The following is a 26,295-nucleotide window of genomic DNA, read 5'->3' on the forward strand; positions in this document are numbered from 1 at the left end:
TTACGCACTCACAAAAGTAACTGCTCTGAAGCTTGCTAGGATTAAATTTGCTTCATCGCGAGTTAAAGAGGCGAGGTATTACCCATCGACCTCATGCAGAACACTATACTCAGAGTATAGAAACGAGCGTAAATATATAATATTTAAAAAGATTTTCAACGCGACACATTCACCACAGCACCTGCCGAGCGACCATCACAATCACGTCATACACACCTAAAAGCAACATTGGCCTAGTTATTATAGTTATTCAGCCTTGTATTAAGACGATTCATTAATTCGAGTAACTTATCAATAAAGGCAATTATTTTGATAAATATCACAAAAAGTCCCAAAGAAATAAAGCGAGCTAAACGCTCGCTTTATTTATGCCGCATTTTTTAAAGTTTTGTTATCACTAAAATATCGGTTGTAAACAGCACCTAAGGAGGCTGTACTTGCGAAACGATCATAGTTAAATGTTGCTTGAGCCTCTTCGGCAGAGGCGGAAAGCTTGTTGGTACCATTTACATAAATCGTCACTACCCCCTCCTTCAGTCCTGAAAGATCTAAATCAGTTGTCCATGAGTCTGAAAGCACGGTTGCCATGCCTGTGGCTTCTGTACCATCAGCGTCGACTGCTTTGATATCTATGAACTCACCATCTTCAAATCGTTCACTGCTACCACTTACTGTCACGCTTTCCACTCCAGTAACATCGTTGATAACGTCTAGGTGTATTGTCGGTGTAATTGGCATGGAGTAAGCCGTGTTCTGACTACCGGTATTTCCTGATAAGTCTTGGTAGTCACGAACAAGCAACGCCACATTGAGCTCTGACGTGCTTGGTACCACCACATCACCAGTCCAAACACTTGGGTCCGCGGTTGCCATTAATGAAGTGATCGTTGTACCACTTAACTCCGCTGCGGCGGACTGCAGATCTTTATCGAATTCCAGCGTTACCGTCACGCGTTGGCCGATGGCTTGGTGCTCAGGCGTAAACGTCACGTTAGTCAACGTTGGCAGAGACTGCGCCAGTGTAAAGCTCTGGCTTTCACTCACTTCAATGCCCGCTGAGTTCGTCCCCGTCACCATAACGGTATAAGTGCCATTGGTTTGGTGACTCATGTCCATTGCGTCACTGCTCCAAGTGCCACCGACTTGTACTGTCGCGCTGCCGCTTTTTAGTACCGTCGCGCTACCTTGGGCTTTCACTTCAAGACGCAGGGACTGACCGTCAAAACGTGTCGACGTACCTTCAAATTGTAGCGTGGCTGCATGCGCTTCATCCACATTACCCACTGGCGTAATAGCTAAGGTTGGTGTGATCGGCATGGAGTAAGCCGTGCTCTGACTTCCGGTATTCCCTGATAAGTCTTGGTAGTCACGAACAAGCAACGCCACATTGAGATCCGACGTACTTGGTACCACCACATCACCAGTCCAAACGCTTGGGTCCGCGGTTGCCACTAATGAGGTGATCTTCGTGCCACCTAACTCCGCCGCGGCGGACTGCAGATCTTTATCGAATTCCAGCGTTACCGTCACGCTTTGGCCGATGGCTTGGTGCTCAGGCGTAAACGTCACGTTAGTCAGCGTTGGCAGAGACTGAGCCAGTGTAAAGCTCTGGCTTTCACTTACTTCAATGCCCGCTGAGTTCGTCCCCGTCACCATCACGGTATAAGTGCCGTTGGTTTGGTGACTCATGTCCATTGCGTCACTGATCCAAGTGCCACCGGCTTGTACTGTTGCACTGCCGCTTTTTAGTACCGTCACGCTGCCTTGTGCTTTCACTTCAAGACGCAGGGACTGACCGTCAAAGCGTGTCGACGTGCCTTCGAATTGTAGCGTGGCGGCATGCGTTTCATCCACATTGCCCACTGGCGTGATGGCTAAGGTCGGCGTGATCGGCATGGAGTAAGCCGTGTTCTGGCTACCGATATTCCCTGATAAGTCTTGGTAGTCACGAACAAGCAACGCCACATTGATCTCCGACGTGCTTGGTACCACCACATCACCAGTCCAAACACTTGGGTCCGCGGTTGCCACTAATGAAGTGATCGTCGTACCACCTAACTCTGCTGCGGCGGATTGCAGATCTTTATCGAATTCCAGCGTCACCGTCACGCTTTGGCCGATGGCTTGGTGCTCAGGCGTAAACGTCGCGTTAGTCAGCGTTGGCAGAGACTGCGCGAGTGTAAAGCTCTGGCTTTCACTCACTTCAATGCCCGCTGAGTTCGTCCCCGTCACCATAACGGTATAAGTGCCATTGGTTTGGTGACTCATGTCCATTGCGTCACTGCTCCAAGTGCCACCGACTTGTACTGTCGCGCTGCCGCTTTTTAGTACCGTCGCGCTACCTTGGGCTTTCACTTCAAGACGCAGGGACTGACCGTCAAAACGTGTCGACGTACCTTCAAATTGTAGCGTGGCTGCATGCGCTTCATCCACATTACCCACTGGCGTAATAGCTAAGGTTGGTGTGATCGGCATGGAGTAAGCCGTGCTCTGACTTCCGGTATTCCCTGATAAGTCTTGGTAGTCACGAACAAGCAACGCCACATTGAGCTCCGACGTACTTGGTACCACCACATCACCAGTCCAAACACTTGAGTCCGCGGTTGCCACTAATGAAGTGATCGTTGTACCACCTAACTCCGCTGCGGCGGATTGCAGATCTTTATCGAATTCCAGCGTCACCGTCACGCTTTGGCCGATGGTTTGGTGCTCAGGCGTAAACGTCACGTTAGTCAGCGTTGGCAGAGACTGCGCGAGTGTAAAGCTCTGGCTTTCACTCACTTCAATGCCCGCTGAATTCGTCCCCGTCACCATCACGATGTAAGTGCCATTGGTTTGATGACTCATATCAATCGCGTTACTGGTCCAAGTGCCACCGGCTTGTACTGTCGCGCTGCTGCTTTTCAATACCGTCGCGCTGCCTTGGGCTTTCACTTCAAGACGCAGGGACTGGCCGTCAAAACGTGTCGACGTACCTTCGAATTGTAGCGTGGCGGCATGCGTTTCATCCACACTGCCCACTGGCGTAATAGCTAAGGTTGGCGTGATTGGCAATTCGTGAGCGGTGTTATCCTCACCTATGTTGCCAGTCAAATCTTTAAACTGACTAACAACCAAGTCGACACTTAACAGCGCGGTGCTCGGAACTTGTACATCACCAACCCAGACCTTTTTATCTGCCGTTGCTGACAGAGAACTAATGCGATTGCCGCCAAGCGTAGCGGTCGCCTCTTGGATCTCTTTATCAAACTCAAGCGAGACACTCACGCTTTGCCCCACGCTCTGATGCTCGGGGTTAAATGTCACATTGGTTAGTTTTGGTAAGGTTCCTTCAACCGCGATACTTAAGCTGCTTCCTTTTCCAGGAATGGTGTTGGTACTTTGATAGCTATTGTCTTCTACCTGAATAGTGATATTTTTATCTTGTTTTTCTGGGCTGACATAGTTAACCGTCCACGTAATATTGTCTGAAGTCGACCAAGTATCTTGTTTTAACGTTCCTGTTACACCGCTATCACTAGCGACAAGATGGACATCTGAGATATCAAAGTTCGTAACTTCTTCTGTAAAGTTAAACGCAAGCGTAATCTCTTCGCCTCCAAAAAGAGGGGCGCTTGAGGCGGTAGAGATACTTAGCCCGGGAACGGTTGCCGCTTCCACATGCGCGTCAATAGAACTTTCACTCTTGTTATCCACCTTGTCTGTTGCTGCCACCGTGATTGTATGATCGCCTTTCGGTAACAAATAGCTTATGACATAAGGCCCCGCTTCGGTTGTCGGCTCAGTAATCGCTTGAGGAGCCACAGTGCTGCCACCACTCACCGCTTTTGACGTGACGAGATTTAAATTTTTATCTGTAATGTATGCACTAATTTCTAGTTGATACTTATCGTTTGTCGGCACCTTAGAGGTTTGATTAGCACTTAAGCCCGAAATACTTGGAGCGTCATAATCAACAATAGATTCGATAACCTTTCCATCATAACTTTTGCCTAGTAATTCAAAGCTTGTATTCTCTCTTCCAACTGAGTCCGTCACCGTCACCTTAAGGGTATATGACCCTTGGTTATCGACGGCAAAGTTCATCATTCCATTACCACTAGATGAGATAACATCACCTGAGTAACGCAAGGAATCACCGAGGCTTGGAATAAGCTCCACAGAATATTGTGAAGCTTTCACTCTTTCTCCTTCCACCGTAGATACCGTAAACGGCTGGCTTGCCTTGGTTAAAAACAGTTTCCCACCCTGCAAACTCGTAATTCCATCGAAATCAACTGTGACTTTAGGAACACTAATATCAATGACTTTTCTGATATCAGAATACAGTCCGACGCTATCTGTCGCTTTGATGTCTACTGTGATTGAACCACGCCCCTCTAACTGAGATTTCGGTAGTTCAAAGTACGTAGATGAACCATTCCCATCCTCTACTCTTTCTTCTTGATAACTCGGGTTTAAAACCGAGTAGTTTACTGTTGCCAGGCTGCTACCAGTGTCCGTTATGTCAAAACGAAAACGAACATTATCAGGATTTGTTGGCGATTCGGTTACGATAATCTCATCGCCAACACTTGGAGGTGTGTTGTCAACTTTAATATCAACGGTCGCTTCACCTACTCTCGACCACACATCCGTTGCGGTAATCGTTGTCCTGATCGTTTTTCCATCCGCATCGCTAGGAAGTTCACTTGTAAATGTTGAACACTTGTAGGTTGGATCATCTGCACACACCTCTAATTGTGCAAACTTCTCCGGATTATCTTTATAGTTGTAGGATTCCGTTCCAAACCTGGCCATCACATTGTCTAGTCTAGAGTTTTCATACAGCTTAATTCTGAATTTGGCGACAAGCTGCTGACCATTAATGGTTGTGTTTCCAACCGGATCAGTAATTTCAACGACTACCGAACCTTTAGGTAATTCAAGCAGTAGATCGTGCTCTGGCGTCAAGTTTCCTGCTAAATCAGATAAGTTCTTGATTTTGTATTCTTGAGTTGTACTCAGGCCATCAATAATATCGGCATAGGATTCAGAATACGTACACTTGATATTTCCAACACCTTTGGCACAAGTCGTTGGTGTATAAGCTTTGTTGCCAAGATTACGAACCAACTTTGGATATTCATCTGAACTTTCGGTATTCACGCCTGATAAAGCATCATTGAAAGAGAGCTCAAATGTGAGCATCTTCTTCTTCAAAGCTTCATCAAACCAAACATCACTTCCTTTAAAACTGTATGAGTTACCATCTACGACTGTCGGTGCATCAATATCCACCATCGAGAAATTGAACTTGTTGATCGTTTCACGCCCATTTGTACCCAAGGTTTTAGTGATCAAAGTGACAGGTGCTTTGGTCATGTTTTGCCCAACATTGACACTACAACTGTAAGGTTCTTGCGATACGTTGATAACACCAGAAGTTGGTTGCTCATTAGTTGGTGGCGCATCCAGAGAGTTGTATTCTTCACGAACCCAACACTCTAACGTTTTGGCTTTGACCGCACTCAATGTAGTAAAGGTGACATCAAGAACACCATCAGATAAGTAATTTTGGAAGTCCAGCGGGCTTTCAATTGTTAGAACCACGCCTTCACGCTGTACGCTAAAGGTTTGGTTTACTTTTCCAACCTTTCGGTCTTTTTCATCAAGGTAACGAACTTTGTTATAAACTTTGATATCAAGTTCATAATTACCATCTTTGGCAATTTGTGTAGAAAGCAACGTTGCAGTCCAAGTGCCATCTGCGGTTTCTGAGAACGTAAAGTTAGTCCCGTTTTGCTCTCCAGAGAATCTATACGTTGAGTCAATTCGATCAACGCCACTATCATCAACAATATCAAGCGTAAGTACGATATTCCCATCTTGATAGATGGTGTTGTTTGTAATTGGCGTTCCATCCGTGTAACTCATCGCCAGCGTCACCTGCGGGATGGAGTTGTATACTTTTACGGTAAAATCTTGCTCATCACTGGTTAAGGTTGTGTTGCCACGAACATCAGACCCTTTTAAACGAATCTTGTGTGTACCCGTACCTAAATCACCAAGGCTCACTTTGAGATCCTCATTGATTTTTGTACCAGGAGAGCCAGGTAATGGTTCCAGATCGCTAAACGTCCAATACTCTAGGCTTTCTCTATTTACGCCATTAATTGAAACATCACCGTTAGCATTTAGGTCTAGCGCCGTTAGGTCAAAGACATAGTTACCTAAGTAGTAGTCATTCGCATTGAAACCACTTAATCCTAATGTTGGCCCATCACGATCAAGAATAACCTTGTGCGTGTTAGAACTAGACTCAAAACCATATATATCGGTTGCTTTTACATACAATGACGTTGTTTTTTCATCTTCAGAAATGTCTATTTTATCTGTGTCACTCTTGATAAGAGACATGACAAACTCTTTAGATGAATCCGTTGGCACAATTGTCTTAATTGGCGAATCTTTACCACTTTGATACAGCGAGACTTGCTCAAGGTCTGAATCGTCTATTACGGATTTAAATCGCACATTGAACTCACGCCCTATGACATAGTTCTCTTTAGACAATGTGTCTTCAACCCAAGGCGTATTTAGGATGATTTCAGGGCCTTTGTTATCGACTTGGAAGGTAAATTTCCCTGTTGTACTAACATTGGCAGGGTAAGCGTTGTCCGTCGCAGTGACGTAAAATTCATTCCATTCATCGTAATCAAATGCTTTTGAAACCAGTTGGACTTTGACGTCAGGCTGTTCACCAACTAGGTATGGTACGTCACACGCCTCTGTTAGAGGGTCACAGCTTTCTAATGTCAGAGCCTGACCAGATCCGCGGCGTAAATCTATTTTTACGTTATTGCCTGAGCTTAACGTCCCCCAATCAATGACAGGTGCCCATTGGTTATTACCACCTAAACGGCTTTGAACCTGCTCACTTTTTACAATAGGAGCTTCAGAGTCGATACGAATATTGAATCTCGGAGCGGTGCTAGTTAACTCTGAAACGGAGTTACCTAAGTTGTCCTCTGCTGCTGCAACAACTAACCAATCTCCATCACCAGGATAAATCGTAGAGCCTTGATTTGAACAAATCTCGCCCGTACATAGTTTGACTTTAAACGCGTCTTTCGAGTTACTTGCAAAGTTTTCTGGTGTGTATGTTACTTTTTCACCGGTTTGCTGGTAGAAAACAAGGCCCCTCGAGGCAAGCTTATCACCAACAATATCCTCAACCTTGAAGGTTAATTCATGAGTATTGTTCGCATTTAAATAAATACCGTTTTCTACAGGTTTACCATCGACATCATTGGGTGGAAGGTAACTGGCCTTAGGGAAATCGTTATCAATAAACACCGATTCTATAAACGGAGATTTACCATTATAACCATACGCATTGCCATGTGGGTCCATAGCACTGGTCTCCACGGCAAACTCTATAATATCTTTTAGTTCACTAGACTGGGAGTTAAGGGTGAAGAAGTACTCTTTTCGATAAGCATTGCTGCTGTCTGAGTTTTCTACGATGTTGATGTCCAGTGGTATTTCAATGTTTGGCTCATTGGCTTGATACCACATCGTGCTAAACTTCGGGCCGTGAGCGTCGGTTCCTACAATACCAGAAGGATCGTCTAGGACAATTTTAGAAACAACCTCGCCAGCGATATAAAGCCTATTACCAACCATCGTCTCTCTGCCGCTTTCAATGGTTAATTTTGGCTGCGGAGGCAAGGTATCGATACTGCTACCCTCTGAATCAAAAATGTTCTTACCATTTAAGTCAGGATTAGCCATCGAAATATCATCAGCATAGAGCTGCGCGATATTGGTCTCAATACCGTATTTGCTCGCCATGATTTCATAATAGGATTGCGCCAGGTCTTTTCGGTAAGTTTCAGCGCCAAACGTGTAAGAATCGAGCGTAACTTGACTTCCTCCGGCCCCTATACCATTTGCTTTTCCATCGTAGCTAAAATCATCGTAAATAGCAGATGCAAAATCTAATGAGTTATTTCTTGGCATTCTCTCGGTAATACTATCAATTGCTTCAACAAGGAATCGGTGTAGATAGTCATTTGATGGCTTGTCTGGAATCGCTTTAGTCGTAAGCATTTCATTGGTTGCATAAGACACAACCGTTGGGTCAAACCCAAAGAATGAGTTGTTATTCGTACCTGATAACGCGTAGCGCACCTCATCAAGAATTTGAATCGCACGTTCTGAAGTTTTCTCTCCCGCTGTCACTTGATCCCACTGGAAATCAAACAAACCAGTCTGATATGTCGATAGTTCAGTAATATAGTAAGTTTGAGAACCTTTGAGCTTAAAATACACACCAATATTGGCCTTGTTTAAGTCAACCGTTACTTTCTTGGTCCCTGGATCTCTTTTCCATTGGTAATAGTATGGCTCACTGCCTTCGATACCAATTAAACGAACACGCATGAAATCATAATTCACTACGTCAGTTGTGGTTTCACAACTCGCTACGTCAAGAGCCATGGACTGGTCACTTTCCAGTTGCTGGATAGTGGTACAACTTGCAAGTGAAGTGAATTCACCACTTGGGCTCAACCCTTCAAGTTGAGCTCGCGCACCAATAAATGGTGTCACCACTTTTATGGTTGGTAGGTCAAAGCTACTTCTAAAATATACTTCTCTTGGAGTGCTTTCGTTATCAGACTCATCGATGGTTTGAATGACTAACTTTTGACTACTGTTTTCTGATACCGATTTAAAGCTGTCACCCAAAATATCTCTTACAAAAGGAATGTAATAGATGACATCCTCTACTCGCCCATTGCTATCTAACAGCGTTTCGTGCGGAATTTTTGCGATGTAATCGTCATCGGATGCGGTTGTGTCAATAACTTGCTGAAGTGAGTAGTTGTTATCGTTGTTTTGGCTTACGTAGTACTTGACGACGAGCTTAAGCTTATTAGCGTTGGAGCCTAAAACCGTATCGGTGTTTACGTCTGAAACTTTCACACGAACATAAGGGATTTTATTCTCTTTCAATAAATTAGCGTTGAAGTTACTAAAATCTATCCCTTTTAATGAGTTCTGAATCCCTAAACTTGCGTACGCATAATCAATCTTCAGGAAATCGCGGCTTGCTTGAACATTGTCTGGGGTGTACGTATCTTGAGAGTAGATACCATCGTAAGTGGTTCGTTCACCATCTAAACCCACATTTACGTACGTCATTGAGGTACCTTCAGGATAGGTTATCGTCTGTGCTGGCGCTTGATCGTCACGACTTACTGCATGCTGCGCAGAGCCCGTATTGCCTTTGCTATCCTTCGCTCGAACCTCAAAGACCGTCGTAGATAGGAATTCATCAGTTGGGTAAGCCTTACTAAACTCACAAGCATTTCCAGACTCTACAGTGACAGGAGAACATGTGACGCCCTCATGTAAGCCATCTTTAAATGAAATACTGACCGAACTAATCTCTTGCGAGCTTTCTTTTACAACCCCTTTCAGAACGTATTCTTTAAGTTGGTTATTAATTGCACTCGCCGATGTAATATCGATAACAGGCGCATCGTTATCCCATTCAAAGTTGATATGAAGACCCGAATGGCTGCCTGGAATTAACTCATTACCCAGTACATCCGCTGTATATAAGACTAACCGTGCTGCTGTTACGTTTGAGAGCCCTGTGGCAGGGTTCATATCTACACTATCGATCTCTTTGGTATTAATGTTAACTTTAACGTTGGTCTCTCGAAGGCCAACTTCAAAATCATCAAATTCAACCGAACAGAATGTGCTTCCAAAATCTTGTATGTCGTTACATTGAAATTCACCAGACCAAGAGCCATTAATCTGATATTGAATAAAAGCGGATACGTCTTCTACACCGATATCATCAACAATTTTTAGATCAACTTTATCGGTGCCAGCAAGTACATCACGGTCAATGCGTGTCACGATAGGCGCTGTGGTATCAATCTCCGTCCCATCTCGCGGTGGAATGACGCCATCTGTACTGCCATATGTACCTAAGTCATTAAGCTTCTTACTAAAGTCGACATAGTCGGCAGCATCAGTACCAGAAATATTGATACTTGGGTCGTTTACCACGATCAAAACATGTTGAGATAAGTCACGTGTATAAACGTCGCTGTTTATCTTTTTCTGTCCAAAGCTGAGGGGAGTCACTGCTCCGGAAGTCTGGCTCACTTCAAGACCATCAAGAACACCATCTGCAATAACATCCCGATATTGGATGTCAGCGAAGTGCATCGAAGTGTAGACGTTATCGCTGTTGCCGTATTTTTTAATAAGATCGTAAGAGTAAGACGAGTATGCTGTTAATAAAGCGCCGTATTGATGCCCTACACTAGCAAAGCTGCTTTGCCCACCTTTGGTAATATCAATAGGTTTGGTCTCATTTACGTCAAAGCCATACATGCTATTGATACTATCCAAAGCAGTTGAAAAGGCACTTTCATCTGTGGCCCCCTGAGAAATTTTGTACTTTGCCAAGCCTGCTGCCAAGTTCGACAGCGGAGTAAGCATTAACTTTTGCTCACTCCCCTCTTTAAAGTTCACAACACCTTCAAATTTAAGTGTCTTCGCATTACTCACAGATACCGTTTCATTTGTAAACGGATCGGTATAACTCCCCTCTTTTGCAACAACAAAAAGAGGCATTGACGACGATTCAAACTCTAGCAGATAGTTTCCGAAGGCATCAGACGTCGTGTTAGCCAACTTCCGACCTAAGTTTCCATTTTTGAACTCGAAAACCTCAATCTTGGCGCCATTGACTGGGGCGTCAAACACCATACCGGAAATGCTTCCTTTGCTTCTAGCTGGAGGTGTGTTGTCTCCTCCATCACCACCACCACATGCACTCAATAAAAGAGATGTAAGCGTAAGACCTAATGTTAATTTCAGCGTATTTTTAGCGAACATAGTAATTTGGCAAAATATATTTTCCCGAGATTATATTATTGAAAAATATTTTCTCAACGTGACATTAACACCAACAAAATAGGCATAAACACCAAGCCAACCGTCACTTTGACTGAATTATTAAAATTATTATCACATCCTATAATTATTAACTTAGTTAAAACAGAGGAATTACTCATGCTTTAATGCTAGTTTTTATTTAAAATATTATACTCTACGCACAACTGTCAGTATTGATAAATCAACAAAACTAATGACTATTTTAATAATAAAAAGGAGTGTGCAAGCTCCTACCGTAGCCCTTATCACTACTGCGTTAATCATATTGATTAGCGTATCGCTTTCTCACTACTTCCTCACTCCTGTGGATAGGCTACCTACCATCAAGCCTTTAGAATTCGAAAGTGAGAATGTGCAGCCATCAATTAAAAAGAAGACTCGTAGGCAAAAAATCACTATCGGTGTTGTTGAATACTCTTTTGTCGCTTCATTATTAAAATCAGGAGTGAGTCAAAAAGAGATCAACTTGCTATTAGCACTTATCAAAAGCAAGTTTAATATTATTGACTCTATTAAAAGAGGTGATAACTTTATCTTAAGAACTAAATTAAATAGTAAAAATGAAACTTACATTAGTTCTTTTTACTATTCAGGCAGTAAAACTGATTTATTTATTATCAATGATGGTCACGGTAACGTATTTGATGAGCATGGTGTGTCGATAAATAATCAGTTCATGTTTTCTTCACCCTTTGATAAAAACTACAGAGTGAGCTCTGACTATGACTTAAAGCGAACACATCCAGTGACCAATATAACGACTCCGCACTTAGGCACTGATTATGCCACACCTGTAGGTACACCGATTCGTAGTATTGCTGATGGCGTCGTTTTAAAGTCCCGCTACAACCGTTTTGCCGGCAACTACATTAATATCCGCCACACAAATGGCTCTGTATCACGCTACCTACACTTATCTCAGCGCAACGTCCATGTTGGTGAGAAGATCAGCCGAGGACAAGTGATAGGGAAAACGGGTAACACAGGAAGAACAACAGGGCCGCATTTACATCTTGAACTGCACATCAATGGTGTTCCGGTTGATTACGAGCGATACATTCAAAGGCACCCAAACACTGACGTAAATATAGAAATGCTGATTGCAGCGAGAAAAGAAAAAGCGGAATTAACAGCGGAATGGCAACGGTATAAGTAGTCAAACAGGTAACAACAGCCACTTCGATTCGCTCTTTCTTCATTTATCTGAAGCGAGTCCTCGTAACCCTCTGAGCGCTTCGTAGTCTGTCGCACTAACCAATTTCAGGATCAAAAAGAGCCGCTACATGCGGCTCTTTATAATTATAGTTTCCCGATATTCCATCGGTTTCCCCTTTACCAAACACGTTGTCCTCTTGTTCTTGAACGCAAGTGGTACGCGCCACTATCATATTCACATAAAAAATCAATAAAAGAATAAAATGATTACTCATTGTATTGGTTAGATATTTAATACAAAGAGGCCCAACAATGGCCTCTTTCTGATTTTTTAAATGGTGACGTTGTCATGATACTGAATGGTTTCTATCATATTCAGCGCTTGCCTTTCTCAGCCCTTCTAAATCGTCTGAACATAAAAATCTCTTCAGGCTGTCGATTTTCTTATCAGGCCAATCATATATCCTAAGAGCAAGCAGTTCGTCTATCGTCTCTCGAGAAAAGCGATATTTGACATGCTTAGCTGGTGAACCCGCAACCATGCTGTAAGGCTCAACATCTTTCGTCACCACACTGTTTGCCGCAACGATTGCTCCTTCTCCGATAGTCACACCCGGCATTATCATGGATCGCATACCGAGCCAGGCGCCATCGCCAATATGAGTATCTCCTTTCCCGACGTACGCTTCTTCAATAAAGTCCATAAATGGGTACAAGGAGAACCAATCAGCTCTATGTGTACTGTTTCCCCCCATAACAATCACAACTTCCGCTGCAATACAGACAAAATCACCTATATGTAACTTATCAATCTTCCATTTTGGTTCCCAATCTCGGCTGAACTCATCGCCTTGTAGATATCTTACAACAGACTCTTCAAAACCGGCGTCCCAACAATCACTGTAATAACTATGTTTACCTTTAATCGTTATATTTGGGTTCGTAACAACTTCATGTAGCAAAGTCACCTTAGACCAATGCTTAGTTTTCATGAATACTCCTATAAATACTATCTAATAAAACACTGTAGATAGTATGTATCTAAATAAGCTCTAATAATTACGTAGTGCCTATTACCACTAAAATTTACTTCACCACTGAGCTAATAATATGGTAAGCAGCCTCTACTCTTTCTGCATTAGGGTAGTTTTTATTCGCCAGAATCACTATGCCTATTTTTTCAGAGGGTACATACGCGACATATGCCCCAAAGCCACCTGTTGAGCCCGTTTTGTTATACCAAACGTCACGACCGAGAGTACCAGATACACTTGCTTGAACCGGTTTAGCTTTGAGAATTACATCGCTGGAGTTACCCTTCAATAATTGCGAAAGTGAAACGGGGTAATCATAACCCTCCCATCCTACGGCTTGTGTAAACGTGTCGGTATCAAAATACTTAGTATGAGTTCTCTCTAGCGCATTTTCTATATCAGTATTAAGTTGCGCTTGACCCATATTTGCTTCGATATATTGAAGCATATCTAAGCTTGTTGATTTAATACCATAGGCTTGTGCATCAAGAATACCTGGATTAACTCTAACGGGTTTTCCCTCAGAACTATAACCAAAAGCATAGTTGTTAAGCTTATCCTTTGGTACATCGACAAAGGTATTGGTCATACCGAGCTCAGGCAGGATGACGGTTTCCATCATTTCCGTATAGTCTGACTTCATACTCAAGGCACCGATGTAGCCAAATAGACCAATACTAGGGTTTGAGTACTTCCTCTTAGTACCGGCTTCGTACTCCGGTTTCCACGTTTTGTAGTACTGCATCATTTCAGCGTCGTTCGTTACTTCGCTAGGAAATTGCAATGGTAGACCACCTGCAGTGTAGGTGGCGACATTAACTAGCTTGGTATTACCCAGAGCACTATTCTCTAATTCTGGAATATAATCTTTGACCTTGTCATCCATGTCTAGCTTACCTTTTTCTTGGGCGTACCCAGTCAAAGTAGCAGCAAAAGTTTTACTGATAGAGCCGAGTTCAAAAATTGTGTCGTTGGTGACTAAACTCCCCTTACTTACGTCAGCCAAACCGTAATTATAAAAATAACGTTTACCATCAATCGTTACTGCAACAGCCAACCCCGGAATGTCGTATTCGTTGATTAATCCTTTAGCGCATTCATCAACTACGCTCTTTAATTGACTGCTAACCGTTAACTCCGTTTTCGCAAACGTGACGAAAGAAGTGAGCGATAAAATGGCCAGCAAGGCATTGTTTAACTTCATTGAACCCTCAATTTTTTAATTTTAACTTATAATTAATTTCTAGTTTATTCCAAGGCTTTTAACTTTTTATATAAAAGTAATCCTGACTTGAAGAACTCCAATCGTTAACCCTCGATGAATAACACTGTGTCTTCAAATTTTTAGTGCGATATAAACAGGTCTAAACCTGATCACCGTTGATAGGTAGGCCGGTTAGATACGAATGTAAGTAACATCCGTTTCCAAAATGGGGAAATAGTGTACTCAATTACGCTTTCTCCATATCACGATAACGGTATACTAGGTAGATATACTTGGTATATACAGATCCACATCCTCACAACGCTTTAGAACCACTTTTCAACGTCTACAGAGAAAACGATGCCATTTTCACTACACTTCGAAACTGGAAAAGTCACCAGCCAACAACTTTACTCCGAGATATACCAAGGGATATTAGAAGGCAGATTACGATCAAATGAGAGATTACCGTCAACCCGCATGCTGTCGAAAAAGTTAGGCATAGCAAGAAACACTGTCATTTCGGTGTATGAGCGACTTCAGTTCGAGGGGTGGATAGTAAAAAAGGCAGGATCTGGCACGTACGTAAGTAATGCTCTAGAACAAACGGTGAATCAAGATAAGAGACCAATAAAACACTACCAACTAGGGGTGTTTGGCACTAACGCATCGAAGAAGCCAGAGATCATCGCACCAAAGAATCTAGACTATGACTTCACTTTAGGCGTTCCTGATCATCAGAGAATAGCAAAGCATATTTGGCGACACTCAAGACTGAGTAGGCTCAATGCATTAACTCCAGAGTTTGCACATGGCGGTGATTTACAAGGGTTAGCTTGTTTACGAGAGTCTATCTGCGAGTATGTGAGACACTCGAGAGGCGTAATCTGTGACCCTGAAGACATCATCATTACTCAAGGGTGCCAGCAGGCAATAATGACGACTCTCCTTACATTACTCTCTCCCGGGGATCTCGTGTCGACGGAAGATCCAGGATATCCTGTTTTTCGAAATCAAGCTCGATTACTTGGCGCGCAAATAGGCTCCGTGCCGATGGACGACCAAGGTGTTGTCGTTGAATCAATCGCTTCTAATGCCAAAATTATTTATACAACGCCTAGTCATCAGTTCCCTTTAGGCTTTAGCTACTCAGCTGACAGGAAGTTAGAACTGCTGAGATGGGCAGAAGTTAATAACGCAATCATTATCGAAGATGATTATGATTCGGAATATCACTATCTCAATACCAGTAAGAAAGCTCTCAAGTCACAAGACAAAAATGACTGCGTCGTTATGATAGGCAGTTTCTCTAAAATACTATTTCCCGGCATACGCATTGGCTATATGATTCCGCCAAAGTCTTTAATAGAGCCAATTTCAAATATGTTATGGCACTTGGGAAGAAGTACATCTGTAGTGTCTCAAATCCTACTTGACGAATTCATGCGTGACGGTCATTTCTCTCACCATTTACTCAATATGAATAAAATCTACAGCGAAAGGTACCATAAACTCACTCAATTAATTGACAACATAGATTGCTTACAACGTATTCCAAGCCAAGGTGGATTGCATATAGCAGCTGAAGTATCGGGATGCGCGACACAAATGATGAATAAATTTGCTTCATCAAATGTAGCGGTTTACCCATCATCGCATTTTTCTATCAACAATCATTCTAATGCCCTCTTATTTGGATTTGGCATTATTCCTACCCAAAAAATAGAAAAAGCATTTGATATTATTCAATCAATATTGGATTAAAACAGATATAAAATTATCGTTTTGCTCGGTATCAATTTATCGTCGCAGTTATCAGCATCAGGGCGACAGCCAGCGTGGAACGCTTTTCAACCCAATAAGGGTTCAATACGAACTGTGTCGCTCTGACACGCTTGGTTTGGCTTCAGCCCCAACACTATATTTCTTCGACTGTAAACGTACTAGGTTCAAAGTAAAGCGACGTATCACGCTGACATTTGCAGCACTACCAACAACCCTATTGCGTAAATCATCTTCTTTTAAGTTAAGTTCACATCGAGCATTCAATGAACCTTATTTTTCTAATATCGAACAGTAAGTTCTGCTTAACACTCTATCAAAACACTATCTTTCGCTAGATGTTAAAGAAGAAAAGACTTCAAGGTAATTAAGGATTTGTTATAGAGTATTGACCTATATAATAAAGATCACAATCACGACATTAATCTCCAGTAATTTACCATATCGCTTCATGATCGCTTAGGATACAAATTATCGAAAAATACCAAACCCTAGGTTAATACGCTGTTAACGGCTCAAAAAAATAACGAAGTTGTACCGCAATTATATCAACATCATTTTCATGTAAAAAATAACGAGCGCCTTGGATACCGATCTCCCAATTATCTGAGAGGTTGTAGCCAATTTCTGCACCAATATATCCATCAAAACCATCCACTTCCGTCGTTATCTTGCTGCCTTGATACGTACTTTCAATATCGGTATCCCAGAACAAGCCCCCCAAACTCAGTTTTGCGGACCATGAATTGTATTGCCAGAACTTATAACCGATGTCGAAGCCCATGCCCTTAACAAGGAGTGGGGCTATAGATGCGACATTGGCGTGATAGTCTTCTGGTGAAGTAGTAGCACTACGCAATGTAGCACTACCTTCACCCATATCAATATAACGAATAGTTCCAGACCATTGATCAGAAAAAGTATATCCCAACCCGACAGAGCGATAGAACCCGGTGTTGTCAGTAGAGATTACGTTATCACCTTTAACAGCATCACGCTCATCTGCATGGCTTGACCCCATTTGAACATCAACATACCAGCCCGCTTGACTACTAAAACTAAACACAGCAATTAGTGCTAGAGCACTGTTTCTTCCATAACGTTGCATGGCTCCTAACAAAATCAAAAGCATCAACACCATGCCACCCAATGATCCTGCTGAAGTATTTTCAACCTTTACATCTCTTACCAACTTAACGGTCACTATAACTTTCCCCGCGTCTTGCAGGCCTTGGCTATCCTGAATGATATATGTCAACACATCATTGCCTTCAAACCCTGAGGTAGGGGTATAGGTCACGCTCTGATCTGCATTCATGACCGCCTGCCCATACTGCGCTTGGACTGAAACCAACTTCAATGTGTCGTTATCCGGATCGGTATCGTTAGCAAGGACATAAACCGTGACAGGGGTACGATCATCGGTGGTAATATTATCGTCCACCGCATTCGGATTCTGACTGTTTACCACATTTACCGTCACCTTCGCCGATCCCGTTCCACCATTACCATCCGTTACGCTATAAGTGATCAAAGCCTCCCCGTAGTACTGTGGTTGAGTGACATAACTTAGTTTGTTATCAACCACACTAACACTACCAATATCTACAGAAGCGCGACTTACCTTCAGCCCATCACCATCAGCATCATTGCTCAATACATCGATCGTCACCGTACCATTGAGACTAACAAACGCATTGTCGTCAATCGCTTGAGGGAGTGTATTATTGCTTACACGAGCGGCAACGACGCCAGGGTCAACGACACTGCCATTAGCCAATCCGTCATCATCGTTCGGACCACCGTCTTCAATGGTAAGTTGTACACACCAGTCACCTTCAGTCAGACCCTGTGACCATGAACTGTGCCCTGGTGGCGGACAATAACCAGCCTCGCCAGCACTAGAAGAAACCGTGTTTTGAGCATCCTCAATAAAGTCTATCCACCCCTGTTCAGCGTTATACTTTCGGTACACTGCATTTGCTGGAACAGGTAAACGCTGAGGCAAAACTAATTGATAGCTTTGGCCGGGCAGCGGCAAATTAGTTACTACAAAATCAAAGATTCCCCCTATGCTCTTCATGTTGATATCTTTAGGAAGCTCCTCATCCAGCAATAAAGCTCCTCCTGTTGCGTTAGTCAGAATGGTTATTCCTTTGCGTAAACAGACACCTGGCTGCCCCTCAATGAGGAAGCGATCTTTTTCTGACACAACCTGTTGAATTACGTTACAGTCAGAAATTGCATCAAGATAATCAGGGATACCATCACCATCACTATCATTATGACCTTCTTGATCATCCGGGATTAAGTCGCCATCACTGTCTTCACTCCCGAGCTCCGCCAATGTTTGTACCACTTCTAAATAGACATTCCGTGTCACTGATAATGGTGGAGTGCCATTGTCAGTAACTGTCAATTGCAAATTGTAAATCGCTGAACTCAGTAATTGCGGAGAGAAAGTCAATGTTTCGCTGTACATCTGCCCCGCAATCGCTTGGTTAAGTACATCGCTATCACTACTCCATCTGAAACTGTGTATATCGGACATATTGGCATCACTAACACTGCTCGTGATTGCGACCGGTTCAACACCATTTTCAATTTGGCTCCGCTGCTCCCCCGCCTGAGATACACTTACCGTGACCTTCGGAGCCACATTCTCTTCAAAGATTGTCAAGGTGTAACGACGCTTACTACCTAGATTAAGGGTGCTGTCCAGATCAATCACTAAGGTTTCAACGCCCTCATTTTGTCCATCATTAAGTAGTTCGAACGAAAGTTTGCCTTCGGTACCACTAGGTATCACCACTTCACCAGAGGTGAGCGTGTGGTCATCACTGTCCGTGCTTCCTGAAACCGTATAAGGTATGATTACTGGGTAGCTCGGCGAAGGACCGTTAAGGTGTATCGATACGCTATGATTGGTGCCTTCCGTGGTTTGCGCATCTTTGGAGATACTTATCAGTGGATACACTGTTACCGTTTGACTAGCTTCAACGACGTTTCCATCAGAGTCTTGAGTGCGCCAATAGACCGTATTAGTTCCAGGTCGGAAAAAGGTCGTGCTGTCGACCAATGAAACAGGTAATAGCTTGCCTGTACTATCTCGTGCCACAGCAGAGCCTAATGCAACTTTAGTAAAGAGCGAAGTTGCGTTCACTTCGATATCTGAAGGTGCGGCTATTGTTGGTGCGTCCAATTTCGCACTTTTAATTGTCACAATTGCTTTCGCGGTGGCCTTTCCACCGTTACCATCTTTCACACTGTATTGCACTGCCACTGTACCAATTGAGGTCGTTACCAATTGGATTTGACTGCCCACAATCGTTGCCGTTCCAGATGTAGGTTTAACCCATTCCAGTTGTAATGTATCTAGATCAACATCGCTGTCGTTGCTGAGTACATCCAATAAGTAGCTACCATCGTTACTCTCGGTAAAGACATAGGTATCATTAACCGCCACTGGCTCATCATTAACGTTGATTACCGTGATGCTAAACGCTGCTAAAGATGTGCTTAGCTCACCGTCTGAGACACTAATAACAATATTATTGGTGCTGCCAACATGCTCATTTTCCGGCGTACCACTTAGCAACCCAGTTGCTCTATCAAAGGTTGCCCATGATGGTTTATTGCGGATTGAAAAGCTCAAGCTACTACTATCAACATCCGATGCCTGCAGCGCAAAGCGGTACGTACTGCCTTCGTTGACGGTAAGAGCAGGAGTGCCACTGATCACTGGCGCGTCATTGACATTGTTAACCACAATACTGAATCTATTGAGCATTGTGGTCGTGAGACCATCAGAAACCGAGATAACAATGCCCTGATATTTGCCAACATCACCATTATCTGGTGTACCACTAAGCGTGCCTGTTGATGCATCAAAGCTAGCCCAAGATGGCTTGTTCACGATACTGAAGGTGAAGGCTTGGCTGTCAACATCTGACACTTGTGGCGTGAACAGATAGGTGCTGTCTTCATTCACTTGTGTTGCTGGTGAACCAGAGATAACGGGTGCATCGTTAACGTTATTCACAGTAATCGAAAAAGCTGACAATGAGGAAGAAATAGTGCCATCGGATACGCTAATCACGATACCTGGATAAGTCCCCACATAACGGTTACTTGGCGTGCCAGAAAGCGCTCCTGTTGTCTTGTCAAATGTAGCCCAAGGTGGCTTGTTAGCTATCAAGTAGGTCAGAGTATCCGCTGGGTCATTGTCCAATGCCGCGGGCACAAACTGATACACACTATCTTCATCAACTTGCGCCGATGGGGTACCCGTAATCACTGGCGCGTCATTAACGTTATTCACCGTGATGGTCACTAACGCCACTCCAGAGGTAAGTTCTCCGTCACTTACGCTGTAAGTGAAACTGTCCTGACCAAAGAAGTTACTGTTACCCGTATAAACCGCGTGATTGCCTGTGACGGTAACATTACCGTTGACTGGCGATTTTACAATTTGATAGCTCAAAGATGAGCCTTCTGCATCGTTACCATTTAAAGTAATGGTCAGCGGTATTTCTTCCTCTCCCGTAGCACTGATATCGGTCGCGGTTGGTGTATCGTTGACTGCATTAACCGTCAAATCGACACGAACCTCTGTCGATTCGAGATCACCGTCGTTGACCTTGAACAAGAAGAAGTCGGAGCCATTGAAGTCCGCTTCTGGTGTATAGCGCCAACTATTATTGGTCAACTGCTCTAGCACGCCATGACTGACTTGCTCAGTGATAAGATACTGCAGAGTGTCATCATCGTTATCAATATCTGAACCAACCAGCGTGATCACCAAACTATTGTCTTCATCAAGCGTTTGTGACTGTGCTTGCGCCATTGGTGCGTCGTTGACTGGTGTTACTGTCATGGTCACTGTTGCGGCGTTAGATACAGCACCTGCTAAGTCTGCCACCGTATAGGTGAAGCTATCTTCACCGAAGTAGTTCTCATTGGGGTTGTAAACAATCGCTCCTGACGCCGTCACGTTCACACTGCCATGTGCTGGCGTATCGACGACTGTGACACTAGTGAGTTCAAAACTGTCTCCAACATCGGCATCACTATCATTGCCTAATACATTGACCTCGAAGGAGCCTCCCTCTAGTAGTTGTGCACTGTTATCAACAGCAACGGGGGCATCATTCACTGGCGTAATATTGAGCGTGACGGTTGCAGGCACTGAGACTGCTTGACCACTATCGGTTAGCATGTAGGTAAAGCTATGTTGACCATTAACGTTCGCTGTTGGCACAATCTTTAAGGTCCCATCGACATTGACACTGACCGTGGCAAAACTGTATACCCCCTCTCCTTGACCAAGATCTTGCAGGGTAATACTACTCGGGGTGAATGACCCATCTTCAATATCACTGTCGTTACTTAAAATATCGAGTGTCGATGTGATATCTTCATCAAAAGTAAAACTGTCTTCCTCCGCTACTGGTGAGTCATTGACGGAACCGATATTGACGCTGACCGTGGCCGCAAGAGAAACGCCGCCTTCACTGTCTGCGATCGTGTAAGTAAAGCTATCGCTACCATTTTCATTCGGATTCGGCGTATATACAAAAGTGCCTACAGTTTGATCAATGGCTACTTGTCCTTTTTGAGGCAAACTAACTAACGATAAATCACCCGTTGGGATGCCATCTTCAACATCCTCCGCTTGACTACGCGCGCTGACTGCTGCGCTTGCGGTATCTTCGTCGGTGTTGATGGTCAGCGCTTTAGCGACTGGCGCATCATTTATAGCCATGATAGCGACGGTCACTGTCGCCTCTTGCGACTCCTGCAGCAGGGCATCTTTCACGGTATAGGTAAAGCTATCTGTGCCTGTCTCATTATTATTTGGCGTATAGGTAACAACGCCGTTGCTGATCGACACCTGACCTTTAATTGGTTGCGTTTTAATCGTTGTAGAAGAAGCGACCATGTCATCATTAACATCGGAATCGTTGGCTAACAGATTAAATTGTTTCGCCGTATCTTCCTCAGTCGAGAAGCTATCATCAACTACCGTTGGCGCGACATCGTAGCGTTTGGTCACAGTATCCGTCACTGCATCAGATGCGTTGCCTGCGACATCGGTTACCACCACGCTTACTGTCAACGTCCCCTCTTGCAAAACAGTGACGTCAATGCCCGTTACTTGCATGGTCTCCGAAGAAATTGTTTGACTAGCGCCGTCAATGGTCGTGGTACCGTCGGTCACGCTATAAGTGAACATCGCGTTCACTTCAGCTGCTGCGAAGGTAAAGCTCATCGCCTGTTCGTTGGTTTTGTTAATGCTCTCCTGATCAATACTGATGCTATGTCCAGTCGGGATCCCCGTATCCACTGAGATCAACAACTGAGTCGCTGCTGTATTGAGGTTGCCAGCTGCGTCGCTAAATTTCTCGGCTGCAACATCAATAGTTGCATCCTCAGTGCTTTCTTCTGCAGGTGTATAGGTAGCCGTGTAACTGGCGCTACTGCCCGCAAAGTTAGAAAGAGTTCCTCCAGCCACGGTCACATCGGCTTCGGAAAAATCAGTTGCGGCTTCACTCAAGGTAAACGTGAGTGTTGCCGTTTCACCCGCTTTCAACGCAGCGCTGGAGCTAGTGATACTAACGGTTGGAAGCACAGTATCGACGCTGATGGAAAGTGGTGTAGCTGCACTATTGGTGTTACCAGAGGCATCGGTAAATGTGCCTGTGGCAACTTCAATAGTACCGCTCGTCGCACTCTCTTCCGTTGGTGTAAAGGTCGCAGTGTAGCTGCTACCACTGCCAGCAAAACCAGACAAAGTACCGCCACTAACCGTGATATCCGCCTCGGTAAAATCGCTCGACGCTTCACTTAAGGTAAAGGTAATGGTCGCCGTTTCGTCCGCTTTCAGCGCCAATTTATCACTGGAGATAGTCACACTCGGCACTAAACTATCAACGGTTATAGACAGTTGAGGCGCAGCAGTGTTGCTATTCCCGGCAGCATCGGTAAAGAAATCTGCCGCCACGTTAATCGTCGCTGTACTTGTACTGTCTCTATCCGGCGTAAAGGTGGCCGTGTAATTGTCACCGCTGCCCGCAAAGTTAGACAAACTGCCGCCAGTGACGGTGACATCTGACTCAGTAAAGTCACTTGAGGACTCACTTAAGGTGAACGTGATACTCGCCGTTTCGCCAGAGATCAAATCAAGGTCTGAGCTGCTCAAAGAAACAGTTGGCCTCACGTTATCTAACGTAATTGTTGTGCTACCTATACTGGAGGTGTTGCCCGCCGCATCGCTCTGGCTCGCCGCGACCGTCAGGGTGCCGTTGTTAAACGCACTTACATCAAACTCACTGCCAATAGTCGTCCAAGCCCCGGTATTGTCGGCCGTCACCGTACGACTGACTGAGTTGTTATTGTCCGTGATGGTCACGGTCACACTATTGCCAGCCTCCGCGCCGGAGCCAGCAATCAGCACATCATTGTCTTCTGCCGCATTGACGATACCGTCGATTGCAATCGGCGTGGAAATGGTAACAGCGGATGGCGCTGCGTTATCTAGGGTTACGCTCTGGGTGGCTACGGTGGAGATATTACCTGCTATATCAGCTTGGGTTGCAGACACAGTCAGGGTGCCATTGCTCAAGCCACTGATATCCAGCTCGCTGCCGCTCAACGTCCAGTTGCCTGAGTTGTCGGTCGTCACCGTACGACTGACAGAGCTGTTGTTATCCGTGATAGTCACGGTCACGCTGTTGCCTGCTTCCGCGCCGGAGCCAGCAATCAACACATCGTTATCTTCCACTGCATTAACAATACCATCGGTTTCAATCGGTGTAGTGATGGTCACAGCTGATGGTGCGGCGTTATCTAAGGTAATGCTCTGGGTGGTCACTCTGGAGGTATTACCCGCCGTATCCGATTGCGTCACAGCAACTATGAGTGTGCCGTTGTTCAGGCCACTGACATCAAGCTCACTGCCGCTCAACGTCCAGCTGCCTGAGTTGTCGGCCGTCACCGTACGGCTGACAGAGCTGTTATTGTCCGTGATAGTCACGGTCACGCTATTGCCTGCTTCCGCACTGAAGCCAGCGATCAGTACGTCGTTGTCTTCTGCCGCATTGACGACCCCATCAGTTTCAATCGGCGTATTGATGATTACAGCAGATGGGTCTGCATTGTCCAGAGTAATACTCTGGGTGGCTGCGGTAGAAGTATTACCTGCTATATCTGCTTGGGTTGCAGACACAGTCAGGGTGCCGTTGTTAAACGCACTTACATCAAGCTCACTGCCGCTCAACGTCCAGTTGCCTGAGTTATCGGCCGTCACCGTACGACTGACAGAACTGTTATTGTCCGTGATAGTCACGGTCACGCTGTTGCCTACTTCCGCGCCGGAGCCAGCAATCAGTACGTCGTTGTCTTCTGCCGCATTGACAATACCATCGGTTTCAATCGGCGTGGTGATGGTCACTGCTGATGGGGCTGCATTGTCTAGGGTAACACTCTGGCTAGCTGCGGTGGAGATATTACCTGCTATATCTGCTTGGGTTGCAGACACCGTCAGGGTGCCATTGTTCAGGCCACTGACATCCAGCTCGCTGCCGCTCAGCGTCCAGTTGCCTGAGTTGTCGGCCGTCACCGTACGACTGACAGAGCTGTTATTGTCTGTGATAGTCACGGTCACGCTGTTGCCTGCTTCCGCGCCGGAGCCAGCGATCAACACATCGTTGTCTTCTGCAGCGTTGACGATACTGTCAGCCTCAATCGGCGTGGTAATGCTCACTACGGATGGTGCTATTGTATCAATGGTGACACTTAACGCGTTGGATGCCGAGCTAACATTATCATCGCTATCAGACGCTTTAGCACTTATTGCATGTGTAATACCAGACGCCAACTCATTGGTTGTTATCTGCCAGTTTCCTCCAGTAGCAGTGCCTGTGCCAATAACCGTTGCACCTCCACCGACTTGATCACTGTATAAAGTAACGATCGATCCACTCTCAGAAGTCCCACTAAACGTTGGTGTAGTGTCACTGGTAATATTATCAGTATTTAATGGCCCGGTATCCGAACTAGCATCTAAATCGGGTGTAGATGGCGCATTTGGCGTGGTATCGACTGTCGTAAAGTTAAATGTGGCATCATCGATGATCCCAGCGAAGCTATTATTTGCGCTGTCAGCCACGGCACTGGATTCAATATGAATGGCGTAGGTCCGGTTCCCTGCCAGATCACTGGTTGGGTTTAAGTAAACTTTATTGTTGGTAACACTGATGCGACCAGCGCCTGGTGATGTTGTTGTGCCATCGCTTTCAGTGGCAACATTAAATACTTCAAAGTCGCGACTGTCGGTAACATTACGAATGGTAATATTGCCGCTCTTCAGCTCAATATTTTCATCGAAGGCAATCTCGATGTTGTTGCTAACAGAAACATTGGTTGCATCATCAGTGGGAGTTGAGCTCGCACTGACAAAAGTAGGCGCGGTAGAGTCTGAAACCGCAGCGTCATCAATCTTGATACTTCTGATAAGATAACGAGAGTCAGCACCCGGACTTCGGGTAAACGCCATAGTCACTGTATCAACGTCCTGCCATGCCGAATCATTAAAATCTGTACCACGGGTCAGGGTAAACAAGTCCTGTAACCCTGAGTTTGCTTCACCACCTTTTGGCAAGGTGACAGTTTCGGTCACTGTTTGAGTATCATTAGAGAAGCCAGTTAACACAAGTTGATACGTTTTATCTGAGTCTCGGGCCGACCCCTGCATAAAGGTAATTTCGTCGAAACTGAAGTTAGTACTTGATTTCTCAAAAAAGCGGAAGCCACGATTGTTGAACTCATTAATCATGGTATTTGAGTAAAGAACACCAGCTACAAATCTGAGGTCATTTAGGCCAGTAAACGGAGTGCCATCCGAGCTAGTGCCCGCATCTAATACCATAGATACAGTACCTGCATTGGTAAGAGTGACTGAGGGCATACCCCCTGTGACGCCGGTCTCCACCTCACTAAAATTGGAACCTGAACCATTAGAGTAGTTAATCGTTTGCTGTGCAGCCCAGGCTCCACCGGAAAAAAACGCTGAGAACACCCATGCTGTTGTAATTGCGATCGCAACCTGACGATGTAATCTCATTTTCCTCTCCTGAAGATGACGGCCTTATC

General features: G+C 44.7%; 6 protein-coding genes. 2 read left to right on the forward strand and 4 right to left on the reverse strand.

Annotation, left to right across the window (positions count from 1 at the left end; genetic code table 11):
• Positions 1 to 366: 366 nt before the first annotated feature.
• On the reverse strand, positions 367 to 10,908 hold the full coding sequence (locus R7E47_RS04650) for a tandem large repeat (protein ID WP_318083877.1): 10,542 nt from the start codon (positions 10,906 to 10,908) through the stop codon (positions 367 to 369).
• Between the two features lie 253 nt (positions 10,909 to 11,161).
• Here R7E47_RS04650 and R7E47_RS04655 point away from each other — a divergent pair, with 253 nt between their 5' ends.
• On the forward strand, positions 11,162 to 12,124 hold the full coding sequence (locus R7E47_RS04655) for a peptidoglycan DD-metalloendopeptidase family protein (RefSeq protein WP_318083878.1): 963 nt from the start codon (positions 11,162 to 11,164) through the stop codon (positions 12,122 to 12,124).
• Positions 12,125 to 12,470: 346 nt separating this feature from the next.
• On the opposite strand, the gene R7E47_RS04660 is transcribed toward R7E47_RS04655, so the two are convergent.
• Together R7E47_RS04660 and ampC are read right to left on the reverse strand one after the other, a co-directional pair.
• Positions 12,471 to 13,115, reverse strand: coding sequence for a CatB-related O-acetyltransferase (locus tag R7E47_RS04660; RefSeq protein ID WP_017635780.1), 645 nt, complete (start codon positions 13,113 to 13,115; stop codon positions 12,471 to 12,473).
• 94 nt (positions 13,116 to 13,209) lie between these two features.
• Entirely contained in the window at positions 13,210 to 14,361 is a 1,152-nt protein-coding gene (ampC, locus tag R7E47_RS04665) for a class C beta-lactamase (RefSeq protein ID WP_005373435.1), read from the reverse strand.
• 360 nt (positions 14,362 to 14,721) lie between these two features.
• Between ampC and R7E47_RS04670 the strand changes: the two genes are divergently transcribed.
• Positions 14,722 to 16,125: a PLP-dependent aminotransferase family protein gene (locus R7E47_RS04670; RefSeq protein WP_318083880.1), complete on the forward strand. Its 1,404-nt coding sequence runs from the start codon at positions 14,722 to 14,724 to the stop codon at positions 16,123 to 16,125.
• A gap of 514 nt (positions 16,126 to 16,639) precedes the next feature.
• Here the strand turns inward: R7E47_RS04670 and R7E47_RS04675 are convergent.
• Entirely contained in the window at positions 16,640 to 26,266 is a 9,627-nt protein-coding gene (locus tag R7E47_RS04675; protein WP_318083881.1) for a tandem-95 repeat protein, read from the reverse strand.
• Positions 26,267 to 26,295: the final 29 nt, after the last annotated feature.

Source organism: Vibrio sp. Vb1026 (assembly GCF_033338745.1).
In the GTDB taxonomy this organism is placed as follows: Bacteria; Pseudomonadota; Gammaproteobacteria; order Enterobacterales; family Vibrionaceae; genus Vibrio; species Vibrio alginolyticus.